Origin of the sequence: Pseudomonas sp. NPDC087612 (assembly GCF_044743505.1) — a bacterium.
In the GTDB taxonomy this organism is placed as follows: Bacteria; Pseudomonadota; Gammaproteobacteria; order Pseudomonadales; family Pseudomonadaceae; genus Aquipseudomonas.
Genome location: NZ_JBIUWO010000009.1, coordinates 181,871 through 208,176 on the forward strand (window position 1 = coordinate 181,871; position 26,306 = coordinate 208,176).

Sequence of the window (26,306 nt, forward strand, 5' to 3'; positions counted from 1 at the left end):
TGTGCTAACAGCCTGATCAAGACAGTTGCTCCCACAATAGATCTGCATACACCGGACCTGTAGGAGCGGGCCTTGCCCCGCGATCGAGCGCGAAGCGGTCGCAATCCAGGCGCTAGCTGATGTGCTGACTGCACCGGCCTCATCGCGGGTCAAGCCCGCTCCCACAATAGATCTGCATACACCGGACCTGTAGGACGCTGGCAAAGCCCCACAGTGGAGCGGTGTCCGCTGGACCAGTGGCTGCCAAGACAGAGGCAGGTTGCCCGTCTCAGCGCTGCAGCGACTCCAGGGTCAGGCCGGCCAGGTACACCACCTTCGGGTCTGGATCATCGAGACACTGGCGCAGCGCAACCAGCACCGGTGCCAGTCTGCGTTTGCCCAGCCGACGGTTGTCGAGCACACAGGCGGCATGGCGACGAATGGCGACATGCTCGCACCCCAGGCCGCGCAGCGCTTCGTCGATATCGCTGTTGCTGATGGTGCAGTAGCTGGAGCCCGGCTTGATCACCTCCTCGGCGTCCGCTGCGCACTGCGGGTAACGCTGCAGCAGGGTTTCCAGCGGCCGGTAATCAAGTACCGGCGCCTGCGCGCCCTGATCCCGAAAGGCCCGAAGATTGGCGCAGCAACCCGCCACCGCCAAGCTCGCCAGCGCTGCGTCATCAGCCTGCGCCAGCAACCAGTCGAAATCACCCAGGTAACCCAGCGCGTTGGCGCTCCACCTGCGCGTGCTCGGCTCTGTGCCGTTGACCACTTGCAAGCGCAGCGCCGCGATTGCCGCCGGGTCGGCGACCCCGGCAAGACCCAGGAGCATCGCCGCCCGCCAGCGCTCCGGGCCCTTGTGCAGCATCTGCACCAGCGCCGCCGTGGCACTGGCACCCCGGGCAATCAGCCAGCGGCAGGCCTCTTCAGCGTCAATCGGCATAGGACGGACAAGGCAGCGCAGGTAATAACTCACCTGCTCTTGCTCTGCCAGCGCGGCTACCCGGCGACGCTCCTGGCCGGTGGCGTCCTGTTCGGGGAAGTGCAGCAGAAACTGGCGCGGCGTCAGGCTTTTGGCCGCAAGCTGCGGCCCACCGCATTCATCATGGAAGAACACGATGAAGTCCTTGGCCAGCCGTGGGTCTTTAGCGTAAATACGGTTCAGCGCCTTGGCAGCGCGCGCCACGGTCTGCACAAACCGCTGCTCGGCCGCCGTCCAGGCATCCGGCCCGGCGCGATTGGCGTAGGCTTGCATCGGCGCTTCGAGGGCACTCAGGGTGGGGTTGGCGTAATCGTCCAGCATCCAGTCCCAGCGCCAGTCCGCCGGGTTCCACTGCACGCCCCAGAAGCCTTCCTGCTTGCGCCGCGGATGATCCTCCTCCAGCGCCGCCAGGCTGTTGGCGGCAAACGACGGCAGGTCGATGACCCGCTCCTCTTCGCGGTAGCTGGCATGGAAGGCGGCGCCATACAGCGGCCCGACACCATCAGCGAGCAGCGCCTCCAGGGTGGCCCGGGCCGACTCGACCAGGCTGGTTTCCAGGGCTTTCCAGTCCATGGCTCAGCGCACCACTTGCCGCGGGCGTTGCGGGCGCAAAAAATAGCCCATGAAGAACGCGATCATCACCAGCATCGCGCCCAGGTCGGTATTGCCGCCAGGCCCGACGAACTGGAACAGCCCGGTACCCATGACAATCCCGGAGGTAACACACAGGACAAACCACACAGTTTTTTTGAGAAATTTCACGATCGATCGACATCCCTGCCAGAAAAAACAAAAGCCCGACCGAGGTCAGGCTTGAAGGCGGCCAACTTGGCGCAGATGCGGGCGCCTGTCAACTGCGCGGTTGCTAACCACCATCGGTATCAATGTCGGCGTCCTTGCGCGGTTTGTCTTCGGGCTTGGACTTGAAGTCCGGGCTGTAGTCGTTGTCCCGGGCGGCCTGGTCGGGTCGGGGCTGGTTGGGCGCCTTGGCCGGACCGGTGGGGTCGACCTGCGGATCATCGAGGTCCGGCGAGTCAGGATCGAAGCCCAGGTCATCGGGTTTAGTGGCGTGTTCAGACGAATGCGGGCCGCTGTCGCTGTGCTTGTTCATGTAGTCCTCCTGATCGCGCCTCCAGAAACCAGAGGCATGCTATTGAGAGGCCGGCGCGAACCAATCGTGCGATCGGATCTGATCAGTGGCCCGCGTCACGCGGGAAGGTTACGGTAAAGGTGGTGCCCGCCTTCTTCGATGAATTCACCACCACCTCGCCACCATGGGCGTGGACGATCTCGCGCACGATAAACAAACCAAGGCCGACGCTGCGCAGCTCGGCATTGTCGTGGCTGCCGCGGATCATCGGCTCGAACAGGTTTTCCAGCAGCTCCGGCGGGATCGGCGTACCTCGGTTGTGCACCGCCAGCACCACCCGCTCGTCCTCGAACCGCGAACTGACGATGACCTCGCTGCCGGTCGCACCATAGGCCATGGCGTTGGCCACCAGGTTGCCGACCAGTTGGTAGAGCCGGTCGCTGTCGGCGATGAACTCGCCGTCGCCCACCACCTGATGAACCAGGCGATGGTCGGGAAACACCAGGCGCAGCTCTTCAAGGCAATGGCTAATCAGTTCGTGCAGGCGCACCGGCTGCACGCTCACGGCGATGCCGCGCCCGACCTGCACCAGGGTGAAATCGAGCAAGTCGGCCACCAGGCGCTGCGCGCGATCGGCCGAATGGGTGATATGGCCCAGCACCTGGGTCTGCTTGGCATCCAGCAGGCCGCGGCCGAGCAGGTCGGCGGCCATCTTGATCGCTGCAAGGGGGTTGCGCAGGTCGTGGCTAACGATGCCGACCATCTGCTCGGCAAACAGCGCACGGTTTTCGGTGGCGGCATGCATGACCCGCAACTTGCCCTGGGCGATGTCCAGCGCCCGGCGGGTTTTCAGGTGCTTGGCCAGGTGCTGCTCGGCGAGCATCCGCGCGTTGAGCAGCGCCCGCTCGTAGCGCGGGCGGCCTTCGGCCTTGAACAGCGCCAGCTCATGAAAAACCCCACTGTCGTGCTCGCAACTGATGGCGCTGAGCATCATCGGCAAGGTGTAGCCGTCATGGTGCAGCAGGTCGAACTTGACATCGACCACCGAACCCTGGATTTGCAGCAGCGGCAACCAATAGGCCTGGTGGAACGTACGCGCATCCAGGCTCATCAGGCTTTGAATGGGGCGGCCCAGCAGTTCGTCGCGGCGATAGCCGATCCAGCGACAGAAGGTCAGGTTGACCCGCTCGATCTGGCCATTTTCGGCGGTCAACAGCAAACCGCAATCAGCATCGTCGAAGAGGATCTGCGACGCGGGAAGCGGCTGGTTCTCTGCAGGCATGGCGGCACCGACCCGGAGCGGGATGTGGCAGGCAAGACAGACAAATCGAAAAAATTATAGACCCTGCCCGGCCTTAACGACGGCTTAACCACCGCAGATTTATCCTCCAATTCCTCCCTTCAGAACGTTTGGCCCACCTCGGTGGGCCTTTTTTGTTGCGGCAAATTACAACGCTCATGGGGAAACAAAATCCCGAAAACACAGTCTGAGTTTGTACCTTCCCTACCGCCCTGCGGATCAAGGACCCTCAGTGCTGAAACAGCTGACGCAAATCGCCGTGATCACCAGCGTACTGGCCGCCTCCGGCTGCTATTACCACGATTACGACCGCGACGATTACCGCCGTGGCGACCGTGACCATCGCTACTCCCGCGACTGGGACGACCGCGACGATCACGACCATCGCAACTACAAGCGCTACCGCGATGACGACCGCTACCGCAACTACGACCATGACCGGCGTCGCGACCGTGACGACGATGATGACGACTGATCTGCCTGCTGTTCCCATAACCCCCGTATTTCCTGAGGCTAACAACATGCGTATCTCATTACCTGCATTGACGCTGGGTATCCTGCTCTCCCAGGGCGCCATGGCTGCCGGCGACGGCACCGCCGCCATTGGTGGTGGCCTGGGCGGGGCGTTGGGTAACGTGGTCGGCCAGCAGATCGGCGGCAGCACCGGCGCAGCCATTGGCGCCGGCGTCGGTGGCGCCGCCGGTAGCGCGGTCGGCGCACGCAAGGGCAACCGCACCGAAGCGGCGATCGGCGGCGGCCTGGGTTCGGCTGGTGGCTCGGTGATCGGCAACCAGGTGGGCGGGCGCACCGGCTCGACCATCGGCGCCGGCCTCGGTGGCGCGGCCGGCGGCGCCCTGGGCAACAACATCGCCGACGATAACCGTCACGATTCCAATGGGCATAAACACAAGCACAAGCGTAAGCACAAACACCGTTGAGTAAGAAAGGCCCGCACAATGCGGGCCTTTTTCATAAGTGGACCAGGCCATTCACTCCAACATCGCCCGAGGCCAGCCCAGAATCTGCTTCTGCCGCGGCTTGGCGTAGGTGCGCACCTTCGAGGTACTCAGCTTCAGGCGCACCAGCGACTCCGCCAGCGCCACCGCCGCCGTCACCCCATCGACCACCGGCACCCCGGTGCGCGCCTGGATCCGTTCCTCCAGCCCGACCATGCCGCCACAACCCAGGCAAATCACCTCGGCCTTGTCGACCTTCACTGCTTCCTCGGCTTCGCGCACCACCGACTCGATGGCCCGCTGCGGATCTTCTTCAAGCTCCAGAACCGCCAGACCACTGGCGCGCACCGAGGCGCAGCGGCTGTCCAGCCCGGCCAGCTTCAGGCGGTCTTCGATCAGCGGCACGGTGCGGTCCAGGGTGGTCACCACCGAATAGCGATGGCCGAGCAGCATCGCCACGCTGGCCGCCGCCTCGGTGATGTCCACCACCGGTACATTGAGCAGCTCCTGCAGGCCTTCGCGGCCGTGCTCGCCGTAACCGGCCTGGATCACCGCATCGAACGGCTGGTCATAGCTGAGCACCCGCTCCATCACGGCCACCGCCGCCAGGTAACTTTCAAAATTGCCCTCCACCGATTCGGCGCCAAAGCGCGGGGTCAGGCCGACGATCTCGGTGCCCGGCGAGGCCACGCTGCGTGCCTGGCGGGCGATGGCGTCGGTGATCGACTGCGTGGTGTTGACGTTTACGACCAGAATTCTCATTGCGGTATTCCTTGTGCAGAACTCAGTGCTGGGCGCTGTCGACGGCAAAGTGCTCGCCGGAACAGTCCACGTAATGTTTGTTGCGATCAGAGATCAGGTAGTACACGCCGCCGGCAATGGCGGCGCCGAAGAACCAGGAGAACGGCGTCAGGGCGCTGAAGGCCGGTACCAGCGACAGCACCACGGCGGCAATGGCCGAGGGCACCAGGGCGGCGACTGCCTTGTAGTTGACCCCGCGGGTGTAGTGATAGGTGCCGCTGGCCGCTTCGCTGTAGAGGTCGGGCACGTGCACCTGGGCTTTGCGGATCAGCCAGTAGTCGACCATGATGATCCCGTACAGCGGCCCCAGCAGCGCGCCCAGGCCGGAAAGGAAGTAGACGATCACCAGTGGGCTGTTGTAGAGGTTCCAGGGCAGGATCAGCACCGCCAGGGTGGCGCTGATCAAGCCTGCGCGGCGAAAGTTCAGGCGGCTTGGCGCCAGGCTCGAGAGCACGAAGGCCGGGGCGACGAAGTTGGCCATGATGTTCACCGCCACGGTGACGATCAGGAACGCCAGGCAACCGAGCACCAGGAATACCTTGTCGGGGATCGCCGCGACGATCTGGGTCGGGCTGTCAATCACCCGGCCATCGATGCTGAACTGCGCTCCGGCCAGCACAAAGCTGATCACCGCGAACACCAGGATGTTCACCGGCAGGCCCCAGAAGTTGCCAACGCGAATGGTCTTGCGGCACGGCGCGGAACGGGCGAAGTCGCAGAAGTTGAGGATCAGCGTGCCGTAAATCGCCAGCCACAACGCGCCACCAGCAAACACCTGGGTCCACATCGTCCAGCCGGTCAGCGGCTCGCCGACCGACCAGGCCAGGTTGCCATCGACCCGCAGGTACATCCACACCGCCAGGATCAGCACGGTGGAAAGAATCACCGGCCCGGCGAAGGATTCGTACTTGCGCACCATCTCCATGCCGAAGGTGAGGATCACCAGCTGCACCAGCCAGATGGCGATAAAACTCGCCCAGCCAAGGCTCGACAGGCCGAGGATCGCGTCCTGATCGAAGCGTGCGAGGTCCGGCGACACCGCCACCAGCAGCACCCGCAGCACCACCGAGGCCAGGTAGGTCTGGATGCCGAACCAGGCGATGGCGATCACCGCGCGGATGATCGCCGGCAACTGCGCGCCATAAATGCCGAAACTCATGCGGCTGATCACCGGGAACGGCACCCCGGTTTTCTGCCCCATGTAGCCCGAAAGGTTCATGAAGAAGTACACCAGCACGGCGCCGATGCTCAGCGCCGCAAGCATCTGCCAACCGGACAACCCGAGGGCAAACAGGCCCATGGCGAAGGAATAGTTGGCGATGTTGTGCACATCGTTGGTCCACAAGGCAAAGATGCTGTAGCCGCCCCAGCGCCGGCCTTCGGCCTTGGTTGGCGCGAGGTCGGCATTGTGCAGCCTGGGGCTCAGCGCCCCCGGCTCGAGCGGCGCGGCCTGCGGCGGCAGGTAGGCGGTTTGCAGCGGGTTGGAAGTATCCAGTTGCATGTTCCCCGGGCTCCTTCTGCAGCCCCTGAGTCAGGGTGTTGCAGCGAATTATTGTTGGATTTGAAGAGTGGGACCGCAGTGTTGGCGCTGCCCTGCGCCGATGCATACAAAGATTGCATACAATTTTTGTCTAACGATTTTCGACGAACAATATGTGTGCCAGATGGGTGGCGAAGTGGTTGAACATGCATCCTGCATACACATTTAAATTATTGATTTTTATAGAATTAATTTTTCACCTGAACACTCGAAAAGCGAATAAACCTGATCAAGTGGTCAATCGCCTACAGCGTTACGGTGAGAAAACCAGTAACGCTACGGCTAGTTTTTGTATCCATAAATTTGCTACTCAAGTACACACTTGTGTATTCAGGAACTGTCGCGGGTCAAGCCCGCTCCTACAGCTCGATGCGATTTCTGTAGGCGCGGGCTTGACCCGCGATGAGGTCATCAGTGGTGCACAGCAGCCCTCATTTACGGCATGCTTATAAGGTCAAGGCATATCGGAGCTGGTAATGACGGAAAAACACCCCGCATCGACGGTAGAGCGCGTCTACCAAGGGGTTCACGAGGCCATCAGAAAACGTACCCTGCGCCCCGGCATGAAGCTGGGCGAGTCGTCGTTGGCCGAGCTGTTCAAGGTCAGCCGCACCTCGGTGCGCGCCGCCCTCAAGCAACTGGAAGCCGACGGCCTGGTGTCCACCGAGCTGAACAAGGGCGCCTGGGTCTCGCTGCCCAGCGACGATGACATCCGCTCGGTGTTCGAAACCCGTCGGCTGATCGAAATCGGCATCGTCACCGAACTGTGCCGCCGCGCAGATCCCGCCATCCTCGCCCCGCTGCACCAGCACGTTGCCGCCGAAGAAGCCGCCGCCGACGCCGGCGACCATGGCCGCTACGTCCACCTGCTGGGCGAATTCCACCTGCGCCTGGCCGAGGTGCTCGACAACCCGGTACTGCTCGACTGGTTCCGCAAGCTGATCGAGCGCGGCTCGCTGTACGCCTCGACCCTGGATGACGAGCGCCACGAAGCCTGTCGCGGCAACGAGCACCTGCGCCTGCTGGGCTTTATCGAAGCCGGTGACCAGGCCGCCGCCATCGAGCTGGTGTGCACCCACCTGCGCGGCATCGAAGAGGCGATTCTCAAAGCCACGCAAACGCTCAAGGCCGACTATCACCCGCTCAAGCACCTGCTGGGCTGAGCCCGCCTCAAGCCCGGGGTTCGCATTCAGAAAACCACTGCAACCGATTCCAATATTTAATTTGTGGATAGGTGCGGTCTTTCTATAGGGTGTGAATCAGTAGCAGGCAAAGGGCTGGAAAATGATCGATCGAGTATTCGTCAACGCTGTTGCTGCCGATGGCAGCCCGCTCAACCTCGCGGTTGCCGACGGGCGCATTGTCAGCCTGGGCAGCGAACGTGCGCCCAGCGCAGGTGCCGAGGTCGTCGACCTGGCTGGCCACCTGGTGCTGCCCGGCCTGATCGACGGCCACATTCACCTGGACAAGAGTTTTGTCGGCGATCGCTGGCACCCGCATCAAGCGGTGGGCAGCCTGCGTGAACGCCTGGCCATCGAAAAACGCGAACTGGCCGCTGCCCCGCCGATGCTCGAACGTGCCGAGGCGCTGATCCGCCAGGCAGTAGCGTTCGGCACCGTGGCCATGCGCAGCCATGTCGACGTCGACGCCACCACCGGCCTGCGCAACCTGCAGGCAGTGCTGGAGGCGCGGGAGAAATGGCGCGGCATCGTTGATATCGAGCTGGTGGCCTTCCCGCAAGCCGGGGTGATGTCCTGCCCTGGCACTGCGCAGGTGCTGGAAGCGGCAATTCGTGAAGGCGCTGACGTGATCGGCGGCATCGACCCGACCACCCTCGACGGCGACGCCGACGGTCAGCTCGATGCGGTCTTCGGCATTGCCGAGCGCCATGCGGTGAAGATCGACATCCACCTGCACGAGCCCGGCCTGCAAGGCATCGAACAACTGCAACGGATCGCCGCCCGCACCCGTGCCGCCGGCCTCGATGGCCGCGTCGCGGTCAGCCACGCCTATGCCCTGGGCCAGGTCGACGACGACGTCGTGGCGCGTACCGCTACCACCCTCGCCGAGGCCGGGGTAGCGATCATGACCAACGCTCCGGGCGATCATGGCTTCCCGCCGATCTTGCGCCTGCGCGCCGCCGGGGTGAACGTGTTCGCCGGCAACGACAATATCCGCGATGCCTGGTGGCCCTACGGCAACGCCGACATGCTCCAGCGCGCCATGCTGATCGGCTACCGCTCGGGCTTCTACAGTGATGAAGATTTGAACGTGGCACTGGCCATGGCCACTACGGCCGGTGCGGCAGTGCTGGGCAAAAGCGACTACGGTCTGAAGGTCGGCAACGAAGCGACCTTTATCGTGCTCAAGGCTGACAACGGCGCCGCTGCGGTTGCCGCCGCACCTGCCGAGCGCCGCCTGGTGCGCCGCGGCCAGTTGGTGCCGGCAGCGCCGGCCCTGCAGTTCGAGGTCCGCGCCCGCTGAACAAACATGTTTCTGCCGGCTTGCGCCGCAGAGAAAGACAATCGCCCACGGGCGATGCAACACAAAACCCCAGAACAACAACGACAGAAGGTGTTCCATGTCGAAGTCCAATTACTACGCTCCCCACGGCGGCCATCCGGCGCAGACCGAACTGCTGACCGACCGTGCCATGTTCACCGAGGCCTACGCGGTCATCCCCAAAGGCGTGATGCGTGACATCGTCACCAGCCACCTGCCGTTCTGGGACAAGATGCGCATGTGGGTCATCGCCCGCCCGCTGACCGGCTTCTCCGAGACCTTCTCGCAGTACATCGTCGAAGTGGCGCCAGAAGGCGGCAGCGAGCGTCCTGAGCTGGACAAGAACGCCGAAGCGGTATTGTTCGTGGTCGAAGGCGAAATCGACATCACCCTGCAAGGCAAGCCGTACACCCTCAAGGAAGGCGGCTACGCCTTCATTCCACCGGCCGCCGAGTGGAGCCTGCGCAACAACAGTGGCAAGAACGTCACCTTCCACTGGATCCGCAAGCACTACCAGGTGGTTGAAGGCCTGGCCCTGCCGGAAGCGTTCGTCACCAACGAAAAAGACATCGCGCCGATCCCGATGCCGGGTACCGACGGCGCCTGGGTCACCACCCGCTTCGTCGACATGGCCGACATGCGTCACGACATGCACGTCAACATTGTCACCTTCCAGCCAGGCGGCGTGATTCCGTTCGCCGAGACCCACGTCATGGAGCACGGCCTGTACGTGCTCGAAGGTAAAGCCGTTTACCGCCTGAACCAGGACTGGGTCGAGGTCGAGGCCGGTGACTTCATGTGGCTGCGCGCCTTCTGCCCGCAGGCTTGCTACTCCGGCGGCCCGGGCCCGTTCCGCTACCTGCTGTACAAGGATGTAAACCGTCACATGAACCTGGTGCTCAACCCGCAGCGCTAAGTTTCACGCTGGCATTGAAAATCCCGCAGGCCTCACGGCCTGCGGGATTTTTTGTTTCAGGGCCGGGTCAATCAGCTGGCCGGCTTCCAGGCGCCCTGCTCTGCCGCCTCGCGGAATTTGGCCCGGTTGGCCGGGGTGTCGGCCGGTTCCGACTCGCCGAAAATAGCCTTGAGCCAATGGCCGTCGGTGGGGTTGGGGAAGATGATGTACTGGCCGCCAAACTTGCTGCGGCTGGCGTCCACCAATTGCCCACGCTGCTCGACCTTGTCGACGTAGAAGCTGCGCTCGAAGTCGTTGAGGTTGTCACCGAGCATCAGCAGCACGTTGTACTGCTCGGCGATCTTGTGCTGGGCCGGCTCCTTGTTCGAGCTTTCACGCAGGATGGTCACGTGGGCTTCGTCGGCATACGGCACCTTGAGCGCGCGCAGGTTGTTGAGCGCGTACTCGTAGGTCTTGTCGCCCTGGTCGCGGCTGGAAACGTAGAAAACCTCTACCCCACGGGATTTCGCATACTCAAGAAACTCCAGCGCCCCCGGGGTCAGGGTCGGGCCATTGGCGGCGACCCAGCGGTCCCACACCGCGTCATCGAAGAACTCCTTGTCCTGGCCGATCAGAAAGCCCCAGTAGGTGTTGCTGCTGAGGATGGTGTCATCGATATCGCTGATGATCGCAGGCTTCTTGTCGCCCGGCTTCTGCTGGGCCAGGGCCTGGTCCAGGCGCGCCTTGGCGACGTTGAAACCCTGGTAGTACAGGGCGCGGAACTCGGCCGCGGTCTGGCGCCAGGCCACTGCATCGACCAGCAGGTTGGAGCGTACGGTGGTTTCGGGGGTGGTGGCTTGCGCGTGAACCAGAGGGGTGGCCAGCAACAGCAAGGCCAGAGAGATCGCGTTCTTGAGCTGAGGCATTCGGGGCGTTCCTTGTGATCTCCCGCTCTTGGGCGGCGGGAGTCGGCTACTCATACCGCACGCAGCCAGGCGCCACAATCGCCGCGACGCGCAGGCGCAACAATGTGGCGCACCCGCGCATCTTGGCCGGTTTCAGGCCGCCACCACAGGCTCAACCCTGGGGGCTGAACAGCACCCGCTTGAAGGCTTCGGCGGCCAGGTGCACCTGCACCGACCAGTCGTCTGCAGCGTCGCTGCCAGCGTCATCGGAAATGTACTTAAGGCACAGGAAGGGAATACCTTCGTTGCGCGCGATCAGCGCCAACACGTAGGCCTCCATGTCGACGATGTCGTACGGGGCAGCGCCGTGACTGATTTCGAAGCTGTCACCGCTGCCGCAAATGCCCAACGGCAAGCCCGCAACGCGCTGGCCATGCTCAAGCAGCACCGGGATGTCGGAGAGCGGCGTCTCGTAGCGGGCAAAACCCAGCGGCGTGACGTCCATGTCGCGCTGCACGAAGCCTGTGCAGCACACCAGCGCGCCCTTGCCATGGCCGGCGCTGCCGGCCGAACCGAGGTTGACGATCAGTTTGGGCTTGCGTTGCTGGATGGCCTTGGTCAGGGCAATGGCGGCATTGACCTTGCCGATGCCGGTGAACAGCGTGTTCATCTCGGTAAACAGCTCGCCGGCCTCTGCCTCGAGGGCGAAGACGAACAGGGTGTCGGCCAGGGAAATATCGGGAAATTGCTGGGTCAGCATCATGGAGCGAAGATTCCGAATGGGCTGCAGATCGGCCATCAGCATAGCCCAAGCCGCAGTTCAAGGCAGCCGGATGCTGACAATGCAATGGCGGCTCGGCTAGCATGCCGCTGAAAACCGGCGCTGGCCGGTGGGCCACCCGGCCATGAGCGGAGAGCGATACCCTTGCTGCTGAGCATCCCGACCCTGTTGCTGGTGGCCATTTTCATCTTTGCCTTGATGGGCCTGCTGACCCTGCACGCCTGGAGCCGCGGCGTGCGCGAGCGAACCCTGGGTTACCTGGGCAGCATGCTGTTGCTTGCCGCTGGCGGCACGGCGTTGATCAGCCTGCGCGGTAACGCCCCGGACTTTATCGCCCTGGTGCTGGGCAACATGGTGCTGCTGCTCAGCGCCGCGTTGAACTGGGCCAGCATGCGCGCGTTCAGCGGACGCCCGGCGCACCTGCCGGGGATTTTCGCTGGCGCCCTGTTCTGGTTTACCTGGTCGCTGACGCCAGGCTTTACCGATGACCTGGGCCTGCGCGTGACGGTGTATTCCATGCTCACTGCCTGCTACGGCTGCCTGGCGGTGCTTGAGCTGTGGCGCGACCGCAAGCGCCTGGAAGTCGCCTACCTGCCAACCCTGCTCCTGCTGCTGGGCCACAGCGGCTTCTACTGCGTGCGCAGCTTCGCCGACCATGGCGTATCGCTGGAACAGGCGATCGCCAGCGACGGCCACGGCACCGGGTTTTTCTCGTTCATGCTGTTCGAGTCGATGCTCTACGCCATCGGCATCGCCTACGTGACCCTGGCCATGGTCCGCGAACGCACCGAGCTCAAGTTCAAGGCTGCCGCCTACACCGACCCGCTGACCGACATCGGCAACCGCCGCGCCTTCATGTCGCGCGGTGCCGAACTGCTGGCCGACTGCGCCCGGCGTGGCGAGCCGGTGAGCCTGCTGCTGTGCGACCTCGATCATTTCAAGCGCCTCAATGATGTCTACGGCCACCAGACCGGCGACCAGGCGCTGATCGCCTTCAGCCAGGTGACCCGCCTGAGCGTGCGCGAGGAAGATGTCTTCGCCCGTATCGGCGGCGAAGAGTTCGCCTGCCTGCTGGCCAACACCGACGAGCACTCGGCGCTGCGCGTGGCCCGGCGCATCTGCAGCAGCTTTTATGAATTGCCGCTGCTTGAGCCTGGGCTGCTCAGCGTCAGCATCGGCATCGTCGGCGCCAGCCGCCCGGGCGAGCACGACCTGTCGCGCCTGTTGTCGATGGCCGACAACGCCCTGTACGCGGCCAAGCGCCAGGGCCGCAACCGCGTCCAGCTGTACCGCCCTGCCGCGCAGCCTGCCGATACGCTGTGAGCCTGGCGAAACCGCCCTACTCGCTGGCCAGGGTGCGCGCCAGTTCCGCGGCCAGTTCCTTGACCATGGCATCGGCGGTCGGCCGATGAATGATCGCCACTTCCATGGCATCGATCGACGGCAAGCCGTGTTCCGAAGTCAGCTTTAAATGCTCGGCGGTAACCGCCCGCAGCGGCAGCAGGCTGATGCCCATGCCGTTGGCCACCGCCGCCTGCAGGCCGCTGAGGCTGGAGCTGGTGAAACTGATGCGCCAACGGCGGCCCATGCGCTCGATGGCGCCGATCATGTCGTCGCGGTACAGGCCGCGCGGCGGAAAAGTCACCAGCGGCACCGGGTCCTGGTCGAAGGCCGGGTTCTTGGCGCTGTCGATCCATTGCAGCTTCTCGGGCCAGCAGGCCACCGCCTCACGGCTGTTGCGCCGCTGCTTGAGCAAAATCAGGTCGAGCTCGCCGTTGTCATAGCTGGCGCTGAGGTCGCGGCACAGGCCGCTGGTGACCTCCAGCTTGACCTGCGGATGCTTGCGGTTGAAGGTCGAGAGCAAATGGGTGGTGCGCCCGGCGGCAAAGTCTTCCGGCACGCCCAGGCGCACGGTCACCGCCACCGTGGCGCCCGACATCGCCTCAAGCATCTCGTCGTTGTAGGCAAGCATCTGCCGGGCGTAACCGAGCAGCGTCTGCCCGGCGTCGGTGGCCAGCACGTCGCGGTTGCCGCGCTCGAGCAGCTTGTGCCCGACCATCTCCTCCAGCCGCCTGACCTTCTGGCTGACCGTCGACTGGGTTGAATGCAGGCGCGCCGCCGCCGTGGTGAAACTGCCGCAGTCGCTGACCATCACCACCGCGCGCAACAGGTCAAGATCAAACAGCGGCCTATTCGATTTTTCACTGACAGACATGCTTTTATTTAACTTCTAAATAAGGAGCCCGACTTTTAACATGGCCCGACCCTGCGAGCAATCGCCCACCAGGAGGTACTGCCATGCTCCTTGAGCGCCTGTCCACCCACCTTGCAATGGTGTTTGCCATGCTCACATCGCTGACTGCCAGTGCCGACGGCGGCACCCTTGAAAACCAACTGCGCAGCGCCGCCGAAAACGGCCAGGCCGCCCAGGTACGCAGCCTGCTCGACCAGGGCGCTGCGCTGGAAGCCCGCGACAAAATGGGCCGCACACCACTGCTGCTGGCCACCCACAACAACCAGGTCGACGCCGCCAAAGTGCTGATCGACGCCGGCGCCGACGTCAACGCCAAGGACTCGATCGAAGACAGCCCCTACCTGTACGCCGGCGCCCGTGGCCACAACGACATTCTTAAACTGACCCTGGCCCACGGCGCCGACCTCACCAGCACCAACCGCTACGGCGGCACCGCACTGATACCGGCAGCCGAACGCGGCCACGTCGAAACAGTACGCCTGCTGATAGCCGCAGGTGTCGCGGTTGACCAGGTCAACAAACTGCACTGGACCGCCCTGCTCGAAGCCATCATCCTCGGCGACGGCGGCCAGCGGCATGTCGAGATCGTGCGTGAGCTGATCAAGGCCGGGGCGGATGTCAACTTGGCTGATGGTAAGGGGGTGACGCCGCTGCACCATGCGCGGCAACGGGGTTACAAAGAAATGCAGGCGCTGCTGGAACAGGCGGGTGCGAAAAGCTGAGCGCGATAGATAGTTACCCCAGCCCTGCTCCTACCCCTGATTAGGCTGCGAAACTCCAGAGCGAGGAGTTTCACCATGAGCCAATCAGCGCCGCCCCCGACAACGTCTACAAGCCCCCCCGCAAGCTGGGACCTGCTGCACATCAGCCAACGGCTACAACAGCGTCCGACACTGTCGGACGTTGCCAACAACCTGGTCCACGCACTCATCCCCGACGCCACGAGGACAGCGGTGGACCCGGCGCCGTTCTATCTCGCACAGCCCTGCGGGCGTTCTACCCCGCTTGCGGATCTGATAATCCAGCGCTACCTGCTCAATATGGCTATTGAGCTTCCAGTGGATAGCGTGGTGACTCAAATCTCCAATGGCACAGAGTCGGGGGCGACCTTGATCAGCCAAGCGGACCTCAGCGAAATCCTTGATATCGGTGGCCCGCGATTGCCAAGGGTCTTTGAGTCACAACTGCTCGACTTCTGGAACGCTCAGGATGAGCACGCACTGAACTTGCTGCAGCGAATTTCACTGTTTGTGGCAGGCGACATGCAGGCAGAGGCAAGCAAACTCCTGACGGCCAACCGCAATGGCTGCAACTGCCGGCCAGCATTGTGTTCTTCAAGCCAAGCCTGAGTGACGGTGCGCAGCAAGGCATCGCCATCAGGCACACCGACCGCTCAGCCAACGCGGTGCTGTATACCCTCAACAGCGGGCTCGTTATTTATCCCAGTGCCGATGCGCTTGAAGCTCATTTGAGCGATCAGCTCAGCGATCCCAGCCCCGGATTTCGTCCTGAGCAGAATGTTTTCGAGGCGTTCGCAACGGGGTTGCTGGAGCAACAACTGCAGGGGTTATCAACCATTGTGCCTGGCGACTTCAAAACCTCGACCGCACTGGCTCAGCACGTCGACCAGCTGATCAACCTCAACGAACTGTTCTGCCGGTTTCGTCCACCGTCACTCTCGGCCTCGGCTCATTCGAGCGATCCACTGCCGGCCTGGATGCACCAGGCCAGTACTGCCGACCGGCAACTGATCGCCCGGCAACTCGCCGCGCTGGCAGCGCTTGAGCAGTCAAGCCAGGCCATCGCCCTGCCCAGCCTGGAGCGTTACACCGCGAAAGTACTCGATGCGCAGATGAAGCGCGACCACCCAGGGCAGGGACTACCGCCCGCAGCTGATTTCATCGTGCAGGTCATCGACTATACGCCACCGTTCTTTGACCCTTTGCACCTGACGCCGGGCAGCTCTTCTCATCCGCAAACGCCGCGCTCGCTGATTGAGGTAGCGGCCCTCAACACCCAGGCGCTGCCGCTGGAGCGTTCGCAGATCAGCTTGCAGTCGGGTAAACCGGTACCGAGCTGGGCAACCGCTGCCTACTTTCGCCAGCTGATCAGCCGTGTTGATGTGGGCAAGACCTACCCGGCACTGCTGCAACACACATTGCTCGACGACGCGCCGCAGGCAAGCACCCAACAAGCACTGTTTGTCGAGCGCTTGCGCATCCTGCTGCCGATTCTGCTGATCACCCCCAGGCCGGAGGGCAAAAGCGTACTCACAGAACCTGCACGCCGCTGCGTGGACGCCGCCTTCACCCCAGGCAACGACCCGCTCAGCGACAGCATCCAGTTCGCTCACCTGGCCTTGCAACTGAGCCACAACGCAAGCCCGGCCGTGCCAGCGCAAGGTCTATTCATTATTGAACCGGCAGGCTCAGCACCCAGCCTGTTGGTGTTGTACGCACCCCAATGCACCCCGCAACTGATGGAGTTCAGTTCGCGCGCGGCGCTGCTATCGCGCCTGAAACAACCTGGGCCATTGCATGAAACTGTGCTCGGCGCCCTGCCTGAAGGGCAGGTCCGTACCGCGCTGCGCCGGGGTGACAACTGGAGCCCTGCGCTGGACAGCAACTACCTTGGCGGCGAGCTTGGCTTGAGGCATGAGTCGATCTTGTTGGCCCAGGCTCCCATCACCAGCCATGCACTGGGTCTTGTCTACCAGGCCAACGCGCGGTCGCTCATCGAACAGGCCCGCCAGGCCACAACCTCCAATGCCGAGCAGCACTGGTTAAGTGCAGAACAGACCCTCGGTATGCTGCTGTCGGTATTGCTGCCTATGCTTGAGGGACCGCTCGCTGATATCGCCTGGATTGCCCAGTTCTATGCCAGTGTCTATGCACTGCATACAGCGGCGCAGAACCAAGACTCCCAAGCGCAAAAGAGCGCACTGGTGCAAGTGCTGATACAGCTATCGCTTATGCTCATTCATGAGAGCGTGCGCACAGGCAAGGTTGGTTCCAGGCAAGCCCAGCCGGCAAGAGAACTGGGCAATGCCATCCGCAAACGCCGCTCGCTCCTGAACTTGCCCCAACAACCCACCGCCACCTTGCTGGATTTCAGCGGATGGAGTTCCCCTGCCCTTTCCCGGCAAAACCTCGAACGGTTGCGTGCTCTGGCCATTGCACCGATCGACCCTCTGGATGGCGCGTTGAGCGATCAAAATGAACAAGGCTTGTTCATTCATCAGGGGCAACGCTGCGTGCGCCTGCCCCAAGGGTGGTTTCGCATCGAACAAGGCGCGGATGAGGCCTGGAGAATCATTGATCCACACACCTCTGCACCTGGCCCACACATCGCCCGTGGCAGCGCAGGCACTTGGCAACTCGACCTGCGTTTGCACCTGCGCGGCGGCGCGCCGGTTTCCAATGCGGCGCTTAAACGACTGCATACCCAGTTAAGCCAAGCCCGCCTGCTGCTCGCGCAGGAAGCGCACGAGATCGCGGCAGGCGAGCACTTTCGCGGGCTGCCGATAGAAGTCGAAGAACAGCTGGAAAGCAAAGCCCAAGCCCGACGAGTCTGCGCCACCGCCCTGGAAAAGCAGATTGCCAACTCACCTGATCAAAGCACCTTGCAAACCATCAGCCAGCTGCGCTCAAGTGCCCAACGCTTGCAGCGTGCGGGGCGACGCCTGCGTATCGAACGCCTGAAAACCTTACCCCCTACTGCCACCGGGATAGACTTTCTGCAGGAGCAAAACGAGATTGTCATCACCCGCCTGGGTGAGCGCACCGATGTATCGGGTGGCAAGGGCACGGACTTTCTTCAGGAGTTCTCGGTACAGGATCGCCGAGGCAAACCCCTGGCCTATGCGCACTTCCACTACAGCTCTGCCAGCAGCGCCGAGTCCAACTTCCAGGCCGCTCACCTCAAAAAGCCCGAGCAGCGCTTCATGGGTTTGAGCGGGCAAAAGGATCAGGCAAGCCGAGGAATGCCGGTAACCGCCATCTACCGTGATCGCATCAGCCCGCAACTGGCGCGCAAACTGTTTTTCAAAGACTGACCTTGCAGCGCTTAGCTGCTTTCCAGCAGACGATCGAGCAACCACAACCCCGCCGGCCCCGGCGGGGTCAGCTTCGACCAGGCCACATCCACTGCAATCGGCCGCGGCCAGCCGCGCAGCTTGAGCTCGGTGAGCTGGCCATGGCCGTACTGGCGGACCAAGCCGTGGGGCAACTCGGCCCAGCCAAAGCCCTCCTCGGTCATCTCCAGCAGCATCAGATAATCCGGCGCCGACCACACCCGCCCCTGGGGTTTGTTGACACTGTCGGTGTAGGTATTCAAATACAACTGCCGATGCCCGGCCAGGTGCGCCTGGGTCGGCTGCGCAAGCTGCGCCAAGGGGTGGCTGCTGGCGACGAAAATGCCCATCTGCGCCTGCGCCGCCAAGCGCGTCGCGGCCACATCCGCCGGGTAGCCGGGTTGCGCCGCGAGCATGCCCAGATGTGCGCGGCCACTCTGCAGCAGGTTCAGCACGTCGCCCGCCTCGGCGATCATGCATTCCAGCTCGATGTCCTGATAGCGCTGCTCGAACAGCTGCATCACCCGGTTGTCCGGGTTGAGCTGATGCATGTCGGAAAACACAATGGTCAGCCGCGGCTCGACCTTGTCCGCCAGGCGAATGCTCAACTGGTCGAGGCGCTCGCTGGCGGCGAGGATCTCCTGCACATGGCCGAGCACCTTGCGCCCGGCTTCGGTGAGCAGCGGTTGCCGGGCCTGGCGGTCGAACAGGGTAACGCCCAGGTCGGCTTCGAGGTTGGCGATGGCGGCGCTGACGGTGGATTGGCTTTTGCGCAGCTTGCGCGCGGCGGCGGAGAACGAGCCGAGGGCGGCGGCTTCGACGAAAGCTTGCAGGGCTTCTGGGGAGTAGCGCATTGGGGGTATCGGTTTTTTCGATGCTGGTAGCCGCAGTGTAGCGGCAAAAGCGATCTCAATGCCGCGCAGCCGCCGTTAACTTAGGGTAAACAGGTCGCCTTCCACACTGCGGTCGCCATGTTTACGACGCTGCGCTGCGGCGTCGTAGACGATCAGCAAAAGCTCGCTCTGCTTCTCAGCCGACTGGAACAAACACATACCCTCGGCATGGTCGTCGCCGTTGCCGAACGGTACCTCCAGCACCCTCTGCAATTGATCGGCAAACACCACCTGCTCTTCATCGGCCGCAAAGCCGCCGCGCCAACGGAACACCGTGACCGGGCCATCCAGGTCCATGGACGGCCCGGCCAGAATCAGCAGCTCGTCGCCGCGGCTGCACAGGTCGCGCACCCCCAGGCCGTTGAGCGCAAAGAAGTGCTTGCGGTAGCGGCGCCCGTCCGGGCCGATCTTCTTCAGCACCAGGGTGTCGGTGGAGTCGCCATCGGCTTCAGGCTCGATCTCCAGCAGCACGCTCCAGCCGCGCAGCACCGGCCCCCGCAGCCCCAACAGCAGGCGCGAGCCGATGACGGCCAAGCCCTCGATATCGAAACCGTTGTCTTTGCCCGGGATGCGCAAAAAGTCGCGTAGCTGATCGTCCCTGGCAATTTCCGCCGTGAGGTCGTTGCCGAGCGCATTGCCATGCAACTGCGCCGCCGTACGTCCATCGCCATCCAGCTTGTCGGCAAGCACATAACTGTCGTTCTGCTGCACCACCGGGAGGCGCGCCAACAGAAAGCGATTGCCATCCGCCTCTACCGTCGACAGGCGCTTGATGTTCTTCTGCGCAGGTTTGTCGGCGTCCGCCTTCTTGCGCTTGAGGCTATGGGAGCCGACGACCCAGAGATAACCCGCGTCAGCGGCATAAGCCAGGCCCTCGATATCGATCTCGGCATCTGCATCGGGTATGGGCAGGCGCAGATACTTCATCAGCGGGAAGGAGTGGTGCTCATCGCACGTCACCGCCCCACCGGATACTGCGGGCTGGATGGTCAGGCGTTCGAGGCTGGTGGTTTCGTCGTTGGCCAGCCACAGCGTGTTGCCGATCTGCAGGGCAACTGAAAGGCCATCGCGCAATGAGGCAGATGCTGGATTAAAGCGCAGCATCAGGGTGTTGGCTGGCTTGTTCATGGGGGCTCGCCTGGGTTGATGCGAAGGTGTGTGAAGGCTAGTGGCTGTTGGGTAGGAATCAAGGTTGTTGGCAGGGGGGCTGACTCTGCGGCACTTCTTTTGGTTGTGGCGGCTGGGCGTGGGGCGCCGTCATGCGTGCCGGGTTTCTTGATCGCTGGCCTGGGAGCCGGCGGATAGCCGCTGCTCTCTTGGTTAGAGTGGCCGAGAAGCCACCTATCGTGAAGGGCTGTAATCGACCCAAAGCTGCCGGTGGCGAAAGGAAGCAATCGGCCAAAAGCGGTCAAAAACAATCATCCAACAATGTCGTCCCGGTCAACAGCTTCGGAGTGCTTAGCTACGCTCTAGGGCGTATATGCCATGACCAGCGTTGAAGTCGTAGCGTATCCGTTGAACAGCGGATGCGTGCGCCGCGATCGCTGTATGGCGCGTTTTTATTCAATCTGTGTCTAACATTCTCCTATTGACCGCCCTACCATCGGCCGCTCCGTCCAGGTGCATACGATGAAAGATATTCCCGGCAACATCGATTTTTCAGGCTTGACGGCCCGTCGGCTAGGGCCAAATGACCGTGAGATCATTTGTGTGCACCGTGAAACGATGTTCCTTGAGGCGGGAGGAGACCCATCGGAGTTGCGGGTGATGACTGAGCACTTCCGGCCCTGGTTGCACCAGCGCCTATTCGATGGCCGCTACTACGGTTTTGCGCTGATGGACACGGGGCAGCCTGTGGCGGCGATAGGTCTGATGACTATCGACTGGCCACCTCATCCGTCCCATCCGGCCTTAGACCAGCGCGGCTATGTGCTAAATGTTTTCGTCGAACCTGCTTACCGGCGCCGGGGCCTGGCTTCAACCCTGATGAAGTTGGCTGAAGCCGAATTTGCGCAACGCGGAATGAGTTTTGCCGTGCTACACGCGACCAAGGCCGGCAAGCCGGTGTATGAAGGACTGGGCTGGGCGAATACATCTGAGATGGCAAAAACCGTTTCGTGATTTGACTGCCTATCTAGGAGCCTGGTCGCCGATTCTAGCTGTTGATGAAAGGCTGCTTCGGGTCGAAAGCAGCCGATCACGACTAATCGCTGACGCCCCAAAGCGGCCGGTGGCGAACTGCAGAAATTGTAAAGGGCCAAATGCCCTCATTCAGAATCCCAGCTTGAATCCCCACCCCAACCCCGTTACCCTCCCCCAGTCGCTGCAAATTCAGCGACTCGGGCTTGGCGGTCCGGAACGAAGGCGCAAAGCGCCCCACAATCACCCTCGCAGGCGCTTTTTTTGTGCCCGCGATGATGCTTTATGGCGGGCTGCGCATGGACTTCTTCGGAAGTGCCGGGTTCCTTCGTACCGGTCCGCCAACCTTGCGTAGTCCGTCACCCTTCCCTGCTTGGCGGCAGGCGGTGGCGGATCCTTTCTACGAAGGAGCACCACCATGACCAAACCCGTCCCCGATCCACCCCTCAGCACCCAAACCAGCACCACCTTCGGCTCCTGCAATGGCAGCCACGATCCGCTGTTCGCTGTGCGTGCCGGCGTCTCGTCCGAAGACGCGCTGATCCACACCTCCACCCTGCTCAAAAGCGCCTACCAGACCAACGCCCACGCCTGTGAACGGGTCGATGCCGAGGTGCGCGGGTTGCTTTGGGCCACCGAGCAGTCGCTGGAGATGAGCATCGCGCTGGTCGACTCATTGCTGGATGAGGTCGAAGCGCGCTCGGCAACCGCTGCGTTGTTACGCCGTTCGCTGCAAGCAGGGCAAGCGGCGGTGGAGTGATCGCCTGCGCTTGTTCTGGGCCGCCGATGCGGCCCGCTTATCCCGTGCTGTAGCGTTGCCTTCCCTACTCCTTTGACCCAAATCAAGCCGCCGGGCCTGGTTCGCGAGACGATGGCTGCAAGCAAGGAATGGATCGACACCGGCCTCGGCCATCGATCCCTGTGCGCGGCATTGCATAAGGAGCCCCCCATGAGCCCGCTGAACCACGTTCTGGTCGCCACCGACCTGTCTTCTTCCGCCCGCAACGCGGCAGAGCGCGCTGCACTGCTGTGCAAGGCGCAGCCTGCGGCGCTGGACCTGCTGTATGTGGCCAACCCTGCACCCTACGAGCGATTGAAGCAGGTGCTGGTGCCCGATGAAGATTTACTGAACCGGGTGCTGGAAACCGCCGGCGAAAATGTTCACGCCCTGGCCACGATGCTGTTCGAGCGCTATGAGATCAGCGCGGGCGTGCAGGTGGCGCCCGGCTCGGTGGTGACTGAAATTACCCGGGTGGTGCAGGACAAACGCAGCAACTTGTTGGTGTGTGGGGCCAAGGGCCAGAGCCTGGCCCGGCGCCTGCTGGGCTCGACCGTGCAGCGCACGCTCAACCGCATGCTCTGCCCGATGCTGGTGGTCAAGCAGGCGCCGCGCGACGCTTACCGCAGCGTGCTGGTGCCGGTGGATTTTTCACCCTCGTCGCTGCGCGCCATCGAACGTGCGAAAAAGCTGGCACCGCAGGCCGAGATCATTCTGTTGCATGTGTACGAAGCGCCCTTTGAAGGCAGCATGCGCTTTGCCCACATCGACCAGGACACCCTCACCCACTACCGCAACGTCATCAAGAAAGATGCCGTGGAGCAACTGGCGGCCTTGAGCGAAGCTGCAGGGGTCGGCGATGCCCGGCAGGTCGTGGTGCACGGCGACCCGGCCTGGCGGATTGTCGAGAAAGAGCAGGAGCTGGACTGCGATCTGATCGTCATCGGCAAGCAGGGCGACAGCGCGCTGGAAGAGCTGTTGATCGGCAGCGTTACCAAGCATGTGCTGAATGAATCGCAGTGTGATGTGTTGGTGTCGTTGTAGGTTGTAGGCCGGCATGCACCGACCCGGTGGGAGTCGATCGCGATCCAGCCACATCTGATGTGCTGACTGCGCCGGCCTCATCGCGGGTCAAGCCCGCTCCCACAATGTGCACCTGCATTCAACGGCCCGGTGGGAGCTGGCCTTGCCGGCGATCGAGCGCGAAGCGGTCGTGATCCAGGCGCCACCTGATGTGCTGGCTGTACTGGCCTCATCGCGGGTCGCCACCCGCTTGCTGCTCATGCCTTCGATAGCCCGTCAGCGACACTCCGGTTTGGCGCTTGAAGTAGCGGCACAGGTAGGACGCGTCAGCAAAGTTGAGCTTGTCTGCGATCTGCCCGATCGCAAGGTCGCTGTATGAAAGCAGCGCCTTGATCTCCAGGGTCACTTGCCGGTCGATCAGGCCTTTGGGGCTGTCGTTGAAAAACGCCCTGGTGAGCTGTGACAGGTAGAACGGCGTGATGCTGAGCGCGTCGGCATAGAACTTCACGTCGCGGTGGCGCAGGCAGTTTTTGCCGATCAGTTCCCAGAAGCGCCAACTGAGCATCTCCTTGCGGCTGAATTCCCTGCGGCCTTTTTCCAGGCTGGGCAGTTGTTCGGCAATCTTCAAAAAGAAGGTCTGCAGCTGGTTGCGCAGCATGATGTGCCGGTAGCCGGGACAGCTGCGGGCAATATCGCGCATGTGCATCAGCCAGCCGTCCAGCAGCGGCCGCTCTGCCCTGGCCGGTATGCAGTGGGGATGGTCATGCAGAAACACGAACAAGGGGTTGGGCAGCGGGTAGGCAACCTCCGCGGCAAAGCCTTTGGGCATCAGGCAGTAAAACACCCTGAAGCCGCGTGAGCGACGCTTGAGCAAGGCAATGCTGTCTTCGGCCAGCACCAGCACATCGCCGCGCCGGACCGCATGCTCGTTGAAGTTGAGGGTGAAGCAGGCACGTCCCGACAGGCACACCAGCAGCGTGATGTAGGCATGCCCGAACGCCAGCGGCAGCCCTACCCCATCGGCCAGCGTGGTGTCGCCCAGGCGCAGCGGCTCGTCAGGCGCATAAAGTTTGGGAATGTGCTGCATAGTGGCCCACGTCAACCCGGTACAAGAGGCCTGAGCCTATCACGCCAGGCCATGGAGTTTCGAAAAGTACCGAAAGTGCCGAGGTACTGCTGTTTGCCGATCAGCCGCTTGCCACTACCGTGTCTTACCTGAATCAAGCCAACCCGAGAACAGCACATGAGACTGGAAACACCACGGCTGCTGCTGCGCCCCTGGCACGCCGACGATGCCGCCGACTTGTACGAATACGCCAGCGACGAGCGCGTCGGCCCCATCGCAGGCTGGCCCCCGCACACCAGTGTCGAGCACAGCGCCGAGATCATTCGCAGCGTGTTCAGTCACCCCGAGGTGTATGCGCTGCAACTCAAGGACAACCAGCGGGCGGTGGGTTGCGTCGGCATTCTCATCGGCGCCAACAGCAACTTCGACATCAGTGAGCAGGAAGTCGAAATCGCCTACTGGATCGGGGTGCCGTACTGGGGCCAGGGCCTGGTTCCGGAGGCGGTGCGCGAAGTGATGCGCCACGGCTTCGAAACCCTCAAGCTCAAGGCGTTGTGGTGCGGCTACTTTGCCAACAACAGCCAGTCGTTTGCTGCCCAATCGAAATGTGGCTTTCGCCATCACCACACCGAAGAGAACAAATACAACCCGTTCCTGCAGGACTATCGGACCGAACACATCAGCTGCATCACTTACCCGCAGTGGTTGCAACAGTACCAACCGGCAGGCCGCTGAAAACCGCGGCGCTTCCCTGCGGCCGCTGTCTCTCTTACAATCGCGACAAATTCCTATTCGCATTGGTTGTCGTTGAGAGAGCGGGATGTCCACACCAGGCTGTGATACAGAGCGCCATGAGCACCTGCAGACGCTTTACCAGGATTACAACGGCTGGCTGCGTGGCTGGTTGCGCAAGCGTCTGAACAACTCGGCCGATGCGGCGGATCTGGCCCAGGACACCTTCGTGCGCGTCCTGCTGGCGCGCACATCCGGCACCTTGCTCGAGCCTCGGCGCTACCTGGCGACCATTGCCCGTGGCCTGGTGATTGACCTCTACCGGCGCCGCAGCCTCGAACAAGCCTACCTTGAAGCCCTGGCGCTGCGCCCCGAGGTGCACGCGCCATCGGCCGAGGCGCGGGCGTTGATCTTCGACAGCCTGATGGCCATCGACCGCATGCTCGACGGGCTCGGTGCGCGCACCCGGCAGATCTTCCTTGCCGTGCAACTGGACGGGCTCACCTACGAGAAAACCGCCGAACGGCTCGGGGTCTCGGTGACGACGGTGCGCAAACATCTGACCAGTGCGCTGATGCACTGCCTGCTGCTGGATGAAGCATGAAGCGCATTCTTGCCCAGGCGGTGGACTGGTATGTGCGCCTGCACGAGAGCACCGTCAGCGAAGCGACCCGCAGCCAATGGCAGGCCTGGCTGGCCGCCGACCCGCAACACGCCGCGGCCTGGAAGCGTATCGAACAGCTGCAGCAACGCCTGACCCAGGCGCCGAGCGCCCTCGCCTCCAGCACCCTCGAACGGGCCCGCCACGGGCGACGGGCGACGCTGAAAACCTTCGCCCTGTTGCTCGGTGCCGGTGTGCTCGGCTGGCAGGGTTACCAGGCTTCGCCCTGGCGCGCGGACTACACCACGCGGGTGGGGCAACGGCGTAGCCTGAGCCTCGCCGATGGCAGCCGGCTGGTGCTCGACACCGATACCCGGGTCGATGTGCGCTTCGATCAGCAGCAACGGTTGATCATCCTGCGCCAGGGCGAAATCCTCGTCGAAACCGCCAAGGACGCCCGCCCCCTGAGCGTGCAGAGTGACCAAGGCCTCATCCTCGCCCTGGGCACGCGCTTTACCGTGCGCCAAGGTGATGGCGTCACCCGGGTGAGCGTCGAGGCGCACGCCGTCGAGGTGCGTCCGCGCCTGGCAACGGCGCAAGCCGTGCGCGTTGATGCCGGGCACACATTGAGCTTCGCCGCCGACCGTGTTGGCCCCGTGCAGCGCGCGCCGGCACAGGCCTCGGCCTGGACCCGCGGCCTGCTGGTAGCGATCGACTGGCGGCTGCAGGACCTGCTCGCCGAGCTCTCGCGCTATCGCCATGGCTACCTGGGCTGCGCCGCCGATGTGGCCGATTTGCGCCTTTCCGGCACCTTTTTGCTGGATGACAGCGAGGCGGTGCTGGCCAACCTTGAGGCCTCCCTGCCAGTGCAACTGCGCCGGGTAACGCGCTACTGGGTGCGGGTGGAAAGCCGCACGGCCTGAGGGTGAAAAATATTTTCAACGTTTGGGTAACAGATTTTCATTCCTGTTTCGGCTCTTCCTGCACGTGCGCATCAGACGCAGCCCCTGCCAACCC

Annotated in this window: 27 protein-coding genes; 15 read left to right on the forward strand and 12 right to left on the reverse strand. The window is 62.9% G+C overall.

What is annotated here, in order from left to right; all coding sequences use genetic code 11:
* Positions 1-268: 268 nt before the first annotated feature.
* From ACIOVF_RS19840 to ACIOVF_RS19855, 4 genes are all read right to left on the reverse strand, one after another.
* Positions 269-1,534 carry a hypothetical protein gene (locus tag ACIOVF_RS19840; RefSeq protein WP_401291859.1) on the reverse strand — a complete coding sequence of 422 codons (1,266 nt, stop codon included), beginning with the start codon at positions 1,532-1,534 and terminating at the stop codon, positions 269-271.
* A gap of 3 nt (positions 1,535-1,537) precedes the next feature.
* Positions 1,538-1,723 (reverse strand): hypothetical protein, encoded by a 186-nt coding sequence (locus tag ACIOVF_RS19845; protein WP_401291862.1) that lies wholly within the window; start codon positions 1,721-1,723, stop codon positions 1,538-1,540.
* A gap of 103 nt (positions 1,724-1,826) precedes the next feature.
* Positions 1,827-2,072, reverse strand: coding sequence for a DUF6021 family protein (locus ACIOVF_RS19850; protein ID WP_401291864.1), 246 nt, complete (start codon positions 2,070-2,072; stop codon positions 1,827-1,829).
* A gap of 82 nt (positions 2,073-2,154) precedes the next feature.
* The gene (locus ACIOVF_RS19855) at positions 2,155-3,333 is read right to left on the reverse strand and encodes an ATP-binding protein (protein WP_401291872.1); all 1,179 of its coding nucleotides are present in this window, start codon (positions 3,331-3,333) and stop codon (positions 2,155-2,157) included.
* 250 nt (positions 3,334-3,583) lie between these two features.
* Here ACIOVF_RS19855 and ACIOVF_RS19860 point away from each other — a divergent pair, with 250 nt between their 5' ends.
* Together ACIOVF_RS19860 and ACIOVF_RS19865 are read left to right on the forward strand one after the other, a co-directional pair.
* Positions 3,584-3,826: a hypothetical protein gene (locus tag ACIOVF_RS19860; RefSeq protein ID WP_052676555.1), complete on the forward strand. Its 243-nt coding sequence runs from the start codon at positions 3,584-3,586 to the stop codon at positions 3,824-3,826.
* A 46-nt stretch (positions 3,827-3,872) separates the two neighbouring features.
* On the forward strand, positions 3,873-4,289 hold the full coding sequence (locus ACIOVF_RS19865) for a glycine zipper domain-containing protein (protein ID WP_045201232.1): 417 nt from the start codon (positions 3,873-3,875) through the stop codon (positions 4,287-4,289).
* A 51-nt stretch (positions 4,290-4,340) separates the two neighbouring features.
* Here ACIOVF_RS19865 and ACIOVF_RS19870 read toward each other — a convergent pair whose 3' ends face one another.
* Together ACIOVF_RS19870 and ACIOVF_RS19875 are read right to left on the reverse strand one after the other, a co-directional pair.
* Complete coding sequence (locus ACIOVF_RS19870; RefSeq protein ID WP_045201231.1) at positions 4,341-5,069, reverse strand: aspartate/glutamate racemase family protein; 729 nt, start codon at positions 5,067-5,069, stop codon at positions 4,341-4,343.
* Positions 5,070-5,091: 22 nt separating this feature from the next.
* Entirely contained in the window at positions 5,092-6,609 is a 1,518-nt protein-coding gene (locus ACIOVF_RS19875; protein ID WP_045201230.1) for an NCS1 family nucleobase:cation symporter-1, read from the reverse strand.
* Between the two features lie 515 nt (positions 6,610-7,124).
* Between ACIOVF_RS19875 and ACIOVF_RS19880 the strand changes: the two genes are divergently transcribed.
* From ACIOVF_RS19880 to ACIOVF_RS19890, 3 genes are all read left to right on the forward strand, one after another.
* On the forward strand, positions 7,125-7,811 hold the full coding sequence (locus ACIOVF_RS19880; protein WP_045201229.1) for a GntR family transcriptional regulator: 687 nt from the start codon (positions 7,125-7,127) through the stop codon (positions 7,809-7,811).
* A gap of 121 nt (positions 7,812-7,932) precedes the next feature.
* Positions 7,933-9,132, forward strand: coding sequence for an amidohydrolase family protein (locus tag ACIOVF_RS19885; protein WP_401291878.1), 1,200 nt, complete (start codon positions 7,933-7,935; stop codon positions 9,130-9,132).
* Between the two features lie 97 nt (positions 9,133-9,229).
* Positions 9,230-10,066 (forward strand): bifunctional allantoicase/(S)-ureidoglycine aminohydrolase, encoded by an 837-nt coding sequence (locus ACIOVF_RS19890; protein ID WP_045201227.1) that lies wholly within the window; start codon positions 9,230-9,232, stop codon positions 10,064-10,066.
* A 71-nt stretch (positions 10,067-10,137) separates the two neighbouring features.
* Here ACIOVF_RS19890 and ACIOVF_RS19895 read toward each other — a convergent pair whose 3' ends face one another.
* On the reverse strand, positions 10,138-10,971 hold the full coding sequence (locus tag ACIOVF_RS19895; RefSeq protein WP_401291882.1) for a 5'-nucleotidase, lipoprotein e(P4) family: 834 nt from the start codon (positions 10,969-10,971) through the stop codon (positions 10,138-10,140).
* 151 nt (positions 10,972-11,122) lie between these two features.
* A complete protein-coding gene (locus ACIOVF_RS19900) occupies positions 11,123-11,713 on the reverse strand; it encodes a nucleosidase (RefSeq protein WP_045201330.1) in 591 nt (196 codons plus the stop codon).
* 162 nt (positions 11,714-11,875) lie between these two features.
* Between ACIOVF_RS19900 and ACIOVF_RS19905 the strand changes: the two genes are divergently transcribed.
* Positions 11,876-13,054 carry a diguanylate cyclase gene (locus ACIOVF_RS19905; protein ID WP_045201225.1) on the forward strand — a complete coding sequence of 393 codons (1,179 nt, stop codon included), beginning with the start codon at positions 11,876-11,878 and terminating at the stop codon, positions 13,052-13,054.
* 16 nt (positions 13,055-13,070) lie between these two features.
* Here ACIOVF_RS19905 and ACIOVF_RS19910 read toward each other — a convergent pair whose 3' ends face one another.
* Entirely contained in the window at positions 13,071-13,946 is an 876-nt protein-coding gene (locus ACIOVF_RS19910) for a LysR substrate-binding domain-containing protein (RefSeq protein WP_045201224.1), read from the reverse strand.
* Between the two features lie 128 nt (positions 13,947-14,074).
* On the opposite strand from ACIOVF_RS19910, the gene ACIOVF_RS19915 reads away from it, so the two are divergent.
* From ACIOVF_RS19915 to ACIOVF_RS19925, 3 genes are all read left to right on the forward strand, one after another.
* On the forward strand, positions 14,075-14,707 hold the full coding sequence (locus tag ACIOVF_RS19915) for an ankyrin repeat domain-containing protein (protein WP_401292066.1): 633 nt from the start codon (positions 14,075-14,077) through the stop codon (positions 14,705-14,707).
* A gap of 75 nt (positions 14,708-14,782) precedes the next feature.
* Positions 14,783-15,334, forward strand: a complete 552-nt coding sequence (locus tag ACIOVF_RS19920; RefSeq protein WP_045201222.1) for a hypothetical protein — start codon at positions 14,783-14,785, stop codon at positions 15,332-15,334.
* Positions 15,313-18,039 (forward strand): dermonecrotic toxin domain-containing protein, encoded by a 2,727-nt coding sequence (locus tag ACIOVF_RS19925; RefSeq protein ID WP_045201221.1) that lies wholly within the window; start codon positions 15,313-15,315, stop codon positions 18,037-18,039. Before ACIOVF_RS19920 ends, ACIOVF_RS19925 begins: the two co-directional genes overlap by 22 nt.
* Positions 18,040-18,050: 11 nt before the next feature.
* Here ACIOVF_RS19925 and ACIOVF_RS19930 read toward each other — a convergent pair whose 3' ends face one another.
* Both ACIOVF_RS19930 and ACIOVF_RS19935 read right to left on the reverse strand, forming a co-directional pair.
* On the reverse strand, positions 18,051-18,911 hold the full coding sequence (locus ACIOVF_RS19930) for a LysR family transcriptional regulator (protein WP_045201220.1): 861 nt from the start codon (positions 18,909-18,911) through the stop codon (positions 18,051-18,053).
* Positions 18,912-18,986: 75 nt separating this feature from the next.
* The gene (locus tag ACIOVF_RS19935; protein ID WP_045201219.1) at positions 18,987-20,078 is read right to left on the reverse strand and encodes a DUF3616 domain-containing protein; all 1,092 of its coding nucleotides are present in this window, start codon (positions 20,076-20,078) and stop codon (positions 18,987-18,989) included.
* A gap of 501 nt (positions 20,079-20,579) precedes the next feature.
* On the opposite strand from ACIOVF_RS19935, the gene ACIOVF_RS19940 reads away from it, so the two are divergent.
* From ACIOVF_RS19940 to ACIOVF_RS19950, 3 genes are all read left to right on the forward strand, one after another.
* A complete protein-coding gene (locus ACIOVF_RS19940; protein ID WP_045201218.1) occupies positions 20,580-21,071 on the forward strand; it encodes a GNAT family N-acetyltransferase in 492 nt (163 codons plus the stop codon).
* 436 nt (positions 21,072-21,507) lie between these two features.
* Entirely contained in the window at positions 21,508-21,849 is a 342-nt protein-coding gene (locus ACIOVF_RS19945) for a DUF6124 family protein (protein ID WP_401291889.1), read from the forward strand.
* A gap of 189 nt (positions 21,850-22,038) precedes the next feature.
* Entirely contained in the window at positions 22,039-22,911 is an 873-nt protein-coding gene (locus ACIOVF_RS19950) for a universal stress protein (RefSeq protein WP_401291892.1), read from the forward strand.
* Positions 22,912-23,119: 208 nt separating this feature from the next.
* On the opposite strand, the gene ACIOVF_RS19955 is transcribed toward ACIOVF_RS19950, so the two are convergent.
* Positions 23,120-23,977: a helix-turn-helix domain-containing protein gene (locus ACIOVF_RS19955; protein WP_401291895.1), complete on the reverse strand. Its 858-nt coding sequence runs from the start codon at positions 23,975-23,977 to the stop codon at positions 23,120-23,122.
* A gap of 156 nt (positions 23,978-24,133) precedes the next feature.
* Between ACIOVF_RS19955 and ACIOVF_RS19960 the strand changes: the two genes are divergently transcribed.
* The 3 genes from ACIOVF_RS19960 (at position 24,134) to ACIOVF_RS19970 (ending at position 26,212) form a co-directional block, all read left to right on the forward strand.
* Positions 24,134-24,691: a GNAT family N-acetyltransferase gene (locus tag ACIOVF_RS19960; protein WP_401291898.1), complete on the forward strand. Its 558-nt coding sequence runs from the start codon at positions 24,134-24,136 to the stop codon at positions 24,689-24,691.
* 85 nt (positions 24,692-24,776) lie between these two features.
* Positions 24,777-25,292 carry a sigma-70 family RNA polymerase sigma factor gene (locus ACIOVF_RS19965; protein WP_401291901.1) on the forward strand — a complete coding sequence of 172 codons (516 nt, stop codon included), beginning with the start codon at positions 24,777-24,779 and terminating at the stop codon, positions 25,290-25,292.
* Complete coding sequence (locus ACIOVF_RS19970) at positions 25,289-26,212, forward strand: FecR domain-containing protein (protein ID WP_401291904.1); 924 nt, start codon at positions 25,289-25,291, stop codon at positions 26,210-26,212. The genes ACIOVF_RS19965 and ACIOVF_RS19970 overlap by 4 nt, the downstream gene beginning before the upstream one ends.
* Positions 26,213-26,306: the final 94 nt, after the last annotated feature.

Bases quoted from the DNA above. Each gene is read 5' to 3' on its own strand.
- ACIOVF_RS19840 (WP_401291859.1), bottom strand. From the start codon at position 1,534: ATGGACTGGAAAGCCCTGGAAACCAGCCTGGTCGAGTCGGCCCGGGCC.
- ACIOVF_RS19850 (WP_401291864.1), bottom strand. From the start codon at position 2,072: ATGAACAAGCACAGCGACAGCGGCCCGCATTCGTCTGAACACGCCACT.
- ACIOVF_RS19855 (WP_401291872.1), bottom strand. From the start codon at position 3,333: ATGCCTGCAGAGAACCAGCCGCTTCCCGCGTCGCAGATCCTCTTCGAC.
- ACIOVF_RS19865 (WP_045201232.1), top strand. From the start codon at position 3,873: ATGCGTATCTCATTACCTGCATTGACGCTGGGTATCCTGCTCTCCCAG.
- ACIOVF_RS19870 (WP_045201231.1), bottom strand. From the start codon at position 5,069: ATGAGAATTCTGGTCGTAAACGTCAACACCACGCAGTCGATCACCGAC.
- ACIOVF_RS19875 (WP_045201230.1), bottom strand. From the start codon at position 6,609: ATGCAACTGGATACTTCCAACCCGCTGCAAACCGCCTACCTGCCGCCG.
- ACIOVF_RS19880 (WP_045201229.1), top strand. From the start codon at position 7,125: ATGACGGAAAAACACCCCGCATCGACGGTAGAGCGCGTCTACCAAGGG.
- ACIOVF_RS19885 (WP_401291878.1), top strand. From the start codon at position 7,933: ATGATCGATCGAGTATTCGTCAACGCTGTTGCTGCCGATGGCAGCCCG.
- ACIOVF_RS19890 (WP_045201227.1), top strand. From the start codon at position 9,230: ATGTCGAAGTCCAATTACTACGCTCCCCACGGCGGCCATCCGGCGCAG.
- ACIOVF_RS19895 (WP_401291882.1), bottom strand. From the start codon at position 10,971: ATGCCTCAGCTCAAGAACGCGATCTCTCTGGCCTTGCTGTTGCTGGCC.
- ACIOVF_RS19900 (WP_045201330.1), bottom strand. From the start codon at position 11,713: ATGATGCTGACCCAGCAATTTCCCGATATTTCCCTGGCCGACACCCTG.
- ACIOVF_RS19910 (WP_045201224.1), bottom strand. From the start codon at position 13,946: ATGTCTGTCAGTGAAAAATCGAATAGGCCGCTGTTTGATCTTGACCTG.
- ACIOVF_RS19915 (WP_401292066.1), top strand. From the start codon at position 14,075: ATGCTCACATCGCTGACTGCCAGTGCCGACGGCGGCACCCTTGAAAAC.
- ACIOVF_RS19920 (WP_045201222.1), top strand. From the start codon at position 14,783: ATGAGCCAATCAGCGCCGCCCCCGACAACGTCTACAAGCCCCCCCGCA.
- ACIOVF_RS19930 (WP_045201220.1), bottom strand. From the start codon at position 18,911: ATGCGCTACTCCCCAGAAGCCCTGCAAGCTTTCGTCGAAGCCGCCGCC.
- ACIOVF_RS19935 (WP_045201219.1), bottom strand. From the start codon at position 20,078: ATGAACAAGCCAGCCAACACCCTGATGCTGCGCTTTAATCCAGCATCT.
- ACIOVF_RS19940 (WP_045201218.1), top strand. From the start codon at position 20,580: ATGAAAGATATTCCCGGCAACATCGATTTTTCAGGCTTGACGGCCCGT.
- ACIOVF_RS19945 (WP_401291889.1), top strand. From the start codon at position 21,508: ATGACCAAACCCGTCCCCGATCCACCCCTCAGCACCCAAACCAGCACC.
- ACIOVF_RS19950 (WP_401291892.1), top strand. From the start codon at position 22,039: ATGAGCCCGCTGAACCACGTTCTGGTCGCCACCGACCTGTCTTCTTCC.
- ACIOVF_RS19955 (WP_401291895.1), bottom strand. From the start codon at position 23,977: ATGCAGCACATTCCCAAACTTTATGCGCCTGACGAGCCGCTGCGCCTG.
- ACIOVF_RS19960 (WP_401291898.1), top strand. From the start codon at position 24,134: ATGAGACTGGAAACACCACGGCTGCTGCTGCGCCCCTGGCACGCCGAC.
- ACIOVF_RS19965 (WP_401291901.1), top strand. From the start codon at position 24,777: ATGTCCACACCAGGCTGTGATACAGAGCGCCATGAGCACCTGCAGACG.
- ACIOVF_RS19970 (WP_401291904.1), top strand. From the start codon at position 25,289: ATGAAGCGCATTCTTGCCCAGGCGGTGGACTGGTATGTGCGCCTGCAC.